The sequence below is a fragment of the Bradyrhizobium pachyrhizi genome (genome assembly GCF_001189245.1).
Lineage (GTDB): Bacteria > Pseudomonadota > Alphaproteobacteria > Rhizobiales > Xanthobacteraceae > Bradyrhizobium > Bradyrhizobium pachyrhizi.
Window position 1 is genome coordinate 218,102 of sequence record NZ_LFIQ01000039.1, and the last position, 4,765, is coordinate 222,866.

Here is a 4,765-nt window from a genome sequence, read left to right on the forward strand (position 1 = left end):
ATGTGGTGACAGCCTGCCCTATCTCTTCCGCCGCGCCTGCTTGCGCCAGTCGGCGACGAACGACACGAAGGCGGCCAGCGCGGGCGGCGGCTGACGGCGGCTCGGATAATAGAGGAACGGTCCGTCGAACGGCGGGCACCAGTCGTCGAGCACGCTGACCAGCGCGCCGGATTTCACGCCGTAGCGGACATAGCCCTCGAACGTCGCCCAGTAGCCGACGCCGTCATGGACTGCACGCAGCGCGAGGCCGAGATGGGTCGCGGTCAGCCTGGCCGGCGGCGAAATCTTCACCACGCGGCCGTTCTTCTCGAACTCCCAATCGAACATCACGCCGTTGCTGAAGCGGCTGCGGATGCAGGGGTGCGCCAGCAGATCCTTCGGATGCATCGGCCGGCCGTGCTTTGCGACATACTCACTGGACGCCACGATCGCGTAACGTTGCGGCGCGCCAAGCGGGACCGCGACCATGTCCTGTGCCAGGTGCTCGCCGTAACGCACGCCGGCGTCAAAGCCCTGCGCGACGATGTCCACGAACGCACTCTCCGCGACGACGTCGAGTTCGACCCGCGGATATCTGGCGAGGAACGGCGCGATCATCGGCGCCAGCACGAGATCGACCGCAGGCGGCGGCGCGTTGATGCGCAACCGCCCCGACGGCTCGGCGCGCAGGCCGCGCACCTCGGTGATCGCATCGGCGACGTTGACCATGGCCGGCGCGACGCGGGCCAGCAGCAGTTCGCCGGCCTCGGTCAGCGCGACGCTGCGGGTGGTGCGGTTCATCAGGCGCACGCCGAGCCGCTCCTCCATGTCGCGCAGGCGCTGGCTGAGGCTGGAGACCGAGACGCGCTGCTCGAGCGCCGCACGCCGGAAGTTGCGCGTGCGCGCCACCGCCACGAAGGCGTCGAGGTCGCGAAGGTCGAAATCCTGCATTGTTCGATATAGTGAACAAGTCATTCGCGATTGTCCAGCTTATCGGCGAAAGCCGGCCGGCCCATATCACCTCGGCATTTGGCGACGGATTTTCCGCCGCAAGCGTTCGAGGAGCATCCACATGGACACACGCAAACTCGGCTCAACCGGGCCCACCGTCTCGGCCCTCGGCCTCGGCTGCATGGGCATGTCCGAGGTCTATGGCCCGGCCGACCGCGGCGAGAGCATCGCCACGGTGCATGCGGCGCTCGATGCCGGCATCACGCTGCTGGATACCGGCGACTTCTACGCCATGGGTCACAACGAGATGCTGGTGCAGGAAGCCCTGAAGGACGTCGCGCGCGACCGGCTGCAGATCAGCGTCAAGTTCGGCGCGCTCCGTGGCCCCGCGGGCGAATTCGCCGGAATGGACACCCAGCCGGCCGCGACGAAGAATTTCCTCGCCTATTCGCTGCAACGTCTCGGCACCGACTACATCGACATCTACCGGCCGGCACGTCTCGATCCCAACGTTCCGATCGAGGAGACGATCGGCGGCCTCGCCGATCTGGTGAAGTCCGGCTACATCAGACATATCGGCCTGTCCGAGGTCGGCTCCGACACCATCCGCCGTGCTCATGCCGTGCATCCGATCGTCGATCTCCAGATCGAATACTCGCTGATCGAGCGTGGCATCGAGCGCGATATCCTGACGACCTGCCGCGAGCTTGGCATCGGCATCACAGCCTACGGCGTGCTGGCGCGCGGGCTGATCAGCGGCCACTGGTCGAAGGAGTCCGGCAAGATCGGCAGGGACTACCGGCTGATGACGCCGCGCTTCCAGGGCGCGAACCTCGATGCCAATCTCGCGCTGGTGGAGCAGTTGCGCGCCATTGCCGCCGAGATCGGAGCAACGCCGGCGCAGGTCGCAATCGCCTGGGTCGCGGCGCAGGGCAAGGAGATCGTGCCGCTGGTCGGCGCCCGCACCCGCAACCGTCTCACCGAAGCGCTCGGCGCGACCAAGCTGACGCTGACGCAGGCTCATCTCGCAGCGCTGGCTAAAGCCTTCCCGCCGGATATCGCGGCCGGCACGCGCTATGCGGCCGAGCAGATGGCGCATCTCGACAGCGAGAAGCGGGCCAGCACCTAAAGCATGATCGGGAAAAGTGCGAAGCGGTTTTCCGAAAAGATCATGCTCAAACAAAAGGCCAAAGCGCGATGACGATTCAACCTAATCTCATCGCGCTTTTGAGCGTTTTCGAGCGAAGTGGATACCGGTTCGCGTGAAGAAAACGCGTCACAACAAGAGTCTGGAGTCCCGTTCCGATTCTCTCGGAACGGGAAAGGCTCTAACGACAGCAATCAGGTGCGATGGACGCTGAGGTCAGTGATGGCGGGCCCATCGCCATTGAGCGGGTTCTGCGGATCGCGCGCGTAGCGCAGGGTTTCGAACCGCATCGCGCGCGCATCCACCATCAGGAGGCGACCGACCAGGCCCTCGCCGAATCCGACGATCTCGCGGATCGCCTCCAGCGCCATCATCGACCCCAGCACGCCGGCGAGCGCACCCATCACGCCGGCCTCGGCGCAAGCCGGCACCGTGCCCGGCGGCGGCGCCTCCGGAAACAGGCAGCGATAGGTCGGGTTGAATTCGCCGTCCGCATTCTTCTCGTGCGCGCGGATCGTGGTCAGCGAGCCGTCGAACTGCCCCAGTGCCGCCGTGATCAGCGGCCGCTTCGCGAGGAAGCAGGCATCGGCGACGAGATAGCGGGTCTCGAAATTGTCGGAGCCGTCGAGCACAAGATCGTAGTTCGCGATCAGCGCCATCGCATTGTCGGCGGTGAGTCGCATCGGATGCGCCTCGAACGTCACATGCGGATTGAGCGCATGGATCTGCGCCGCCGCGCTGTCGACCTTGCGCTTGCCGATATCGGACGTCGCATGGATGATCTGGCGCTGCAAATTGGAGAGCGAGACGATATCGTCATCGATCACGCCGAGCCGGCCGACGCCGGCGGCAGCCAGATACATCAACACAGGCGCGCCGAGGCCGCCAGCGCCGATCACCAGCACCGACGCTTGCTTCAGCGCATTCTGGCCGGGGCCGCCCACCTCGCGCAGCACGATGTGGCGGGCATAGCGTTCAAGTTCGTCGGCAGTCAGCATTGTTCGATCAGTTCCCACATATCGATCCCCTCATGTGAGGAGCGCGAAGCGCGTCTCGAACCATGAGGCCGGGTTCTCTGGCCTCATCTTTCGAGACGCGGCTCTCGCCGCTCCTCAGGATGAGGGTTGACGCACTCCCTGAACCGGAGCGCGGTTGTTGCCGACCAAGCAGATGTGCTTAATTGCCTGGACGTCAATGGTGTCAGTCATTCCCCCCGGATTTGTCATGAGATCGGTGCTTTCGGCAACATTGATGGCCGCCTCCATTACGGTCACAGGGATGGGCATGGCAGAGGCCCAGATGACCCCGCCCTCGACGGCGGGGGCGAAGCCGAAGACCGTGACGACGGTGCCGATACGCCCCGCTTTGCAGAAGCCGGAGGATACCGCTGGCGCGATGACGCAGGCCGAGCGGCTGGCGCTGCAATCCGACCTCGCCTGGGTCGGCGAATATAACGGCGCCATTGCCGGCGACGTCAGCGAGCGCATGGTCAATGCGATCAAGGAATTCCAGAAGAAGCGCGGCGGCAAGCCGACCGGCGTGCTGAACCCGCAGGAGCGCGGCGTGCTCGCCGACACTGCGCGGCGGAAGCAGGAAGGTGTCGGCTGGCGGATCGTCACCGAGCCGGCCACCGGGGCGCGGCTCGGCATTCCCACCAAGCTGGTGCCGCAGCTCACCAGCGATGCCGCCGGGGCCAAATGGACCTCGCCGACCGGCACCGTCCAGGTGCTGCTGACCCGGCGCAAGGAAGCCAGTCCGACCACCGCAAAGCTTGCCGAGCAGGAAAAGAAGGAGCCGGCCGGGCGCACCATCGACTACACCGTGGTGAAGCCGGATTTCTTCGTGCTGTCGGGCATGCAGGGCCTGAAGAAGTTCTATCTGCGCGGCACCCTGAAGGGAGACGAGGTCCGCATCCTCACCATCCTCTATGACCAGGCGATGCAAACCACCATCGAGCCGGTGGTGATCGCGATGTCGAGCGCCTTCAACGCATTTCCGTCCGCCGTGCAGGCCGGTCCGCCGCCGCGCAAGACCGTCGAATATGCCACCGGCGTGGTGGTCAGCGACGACGGTGCCATCGTGACCGATCGCGTGGCGACCGACGATTGCATCGCGCTGACGATCCCGGGCTATGGCAATGCCGATCGGATCGCCGACGACAAGGATCACGATCTCGCGCTGCTGCGCATCTACGGCGCGCGCGGGCTGAAGCCGCTCAATATCGCAGGCCAGGCGACGCAGACCGCGTTCGACATCACCGGGATCGCCGATCCGCAGAGCCAGGGCGGCGGCGCGGCCGCGAGCAGCGTGAAGGCTTCGGTCGCGCAGACCGGCGGCGGCGATCAGGCGCTGTCACCGGCGCCGGCGCTCGGGTTCTCCGGCGCGGCGGCGCTCGACGGCGGCGGCAGGTTTGCCGGCATCGCGGTGCTGAAGCCCGTCATCGTTGCGGGCCCCGCAAACGCGGCGCCGCCGGCGCAGGCCGCGCTGGTGCCGGCCGACACGGTGCGCAGCTTCCTGAAGGCGCACGGCGTCACCGCGTCGGGCGACTCGGCGGACGCCATGGCCGCCGTGGTCCGCGTGATCTGCGTCAGGAAATAATTCAAGCCGTCGCCCGCGCATGCGGGTGATCCGGCAGCGCAGCCCGGGTTCTGTCCATTTCGTCGTCCCGGCGCAGGCCGGGACCCATAC

The 4,765-nt window shown here is 66.3% G+C and carries 4 protein-coding genes; 2 read left to right on the plus strand and 2 right to left on the minus strand.

Features of this window, described 5'->3' with window-relative positions:
* Positions 1-18: 18 nt before the first annotated feature.
* Entirely contained in the window at positions 19-930 is a 912-nt protein-coding gene (locus AKL29_RS05800; protein ID WP_050383437.1) for a LysR family transcriptional regulator, read from the minus strand.
* A gap of 121 nt (positions 931-1,051) precedes the next feature.
* Here AKL29_RS05800 and AKL29_RS05805 point away from each other — a divergent pair, with 121 nt between their 5' ends.
* A complete protein-coding gene (locus AKL29_RS05805) occupies positions 1,052-2,059 on the plus strand; it encodes an aldo/keto reductase (protein ID WP_050383438.1) in 1,008 nt (335 codons plus the stop codon).
* 212 nt (positions 2,060-2,271) lie between these two features.
* On the opposite strand, the gene AKL29_RS05810 is transcribed toward AKL29_RS05805, so the two are convergent.
* Entirely contained in the window at positions 2,272-3,075 is an 804-nt protein-coding gene (locus AKL29_RS05810; protein WP_028337567.1) for a HesA/MoeB/ThiF family protein, read from the minus strand.
* 226 nt (positions 3,076-3,301) lie between these two features.
* On the opposite strand from AKL29_RS05810, the gene AKL29_RS05815 reads away from it, so the two are divergent.
* Positions 3,302-4,675 carry a serine protease gene (locus AKL29_RS05815; RefSeq protein WP_050383439.1) on the plus strand — a complete coding sequence of 458 codons (1,374 nt, stop codon included), beginning with the start codon at positions 3,302-3,304 and terminating at the stop codon, positions 4,673-4,675.
* Positions 4,676-4,765: the final 90 nt, after the last annotated feature.

What these genes read in the sequence shown, in the direction of transcription:
- AKL29_RS05810 (WP_028337567.1), bottom strand. Translation starts at nt 3,075, where the DNA reads ATGCTGACTGCCGACGAACTTGAACGCTATGCCCGCCACATCGTGCTG.
- AKL29_RS05805 (WP_050383438.1), top strand. Translation starts at nt 1,052, where the DNA reads ATGGACACACGCAAACTCGGCTCAACCGGGCCCACCGTCTCGGCCCTC.
- AKL29_RS05800 (WP_050383437.1), bottom strand. Translation starts at nt 930, where the DNA reads ATGCAGGATTTCGACCTTCGCGACCTCGACGCCTTCGTGGCGGTGGCG.
- AKL29_RS05815 (WP_050383439.1), top strand. Translation starts at nt 3,302, where the DNA reads ATGAGATCGGTGCTTTCGGCAACATTGATGGCCGCCTCCATTACGGTC.